Here is a 695-nt window from a genome sequence, read left to right on the forward strand (position 1 = left end):
CGCCGGCCGGGATACCCTGCGCGCCTTCGGCCGAGCCGTCGACAGCCGTCACCAGGTTCGGATCACCGCCGTAGCCCGTCGTCGACGACGGTCCTCGGCTTGGTCGACGAGCTGCGATCGTTGGTGCCGTACCGCACTGGACCCGTGGCTGTCGTCGCAGTGATCGTGCCAGCCGCCAGGGAGATGACCGGCCTGTCCTGCACCGACGCCGCGGAGGTCTGCGGCTGCCCGCCACGATCCGGTCCCGGTCGCCTATGCCCGCGACGACCTGGTCGCCGATGTGAGCGAATCGCCGAGCACGACGGCAGGGCCGTTGACCCGAGCTGACCTTCCTCCGAGACCGATGGCCGGCAACGGCGAATAGACGTCGGGACTGATCGCCCCGTGTGTTGATCGCGCATTCAGGATGATGCTTTGGCACGTGTGAACACGTAGACGGCGTGCTCGACCTCGGGTGGAAGCACGAGCCGGCTGAGTTCTTCGTCGACGACGAGGTCGAACCCGGTCTGGCTTCGGTAGGCCGTCCAGTTGCCGGTACTCGCGTGGTGTCGTGACCCGATGACGATGTAGCGTTGGACACTGGGTGCGGTGAACACGTGGTGTTCGAACGGGTTTCCCGCAGGCGGCCAGGAGCACACGACGACCTGCGGTTGATGGATACGTAGGGCGGTACGGGCGTCCTGCTGCAGCACGGT

Annotated in this window: 1 protein-coding gene; it reads right to left on the minus strand. The window is 66.8% G+C overall.

What is annotated here, in order from left to right:
• Window positions 1-401 precede the first annotated feature (401 nt).
• Window positions 402-695: hypothetical protein (locus DMB66_RS62290; protein ID WP_199753332.1), on the minus strand; the 294-nt coding region annotated here is incomplete at its 5' end.

The sequence above is a fragment of the Actinoplanes sp. ATCC 53533 genome (assembly GCF_003947245.1).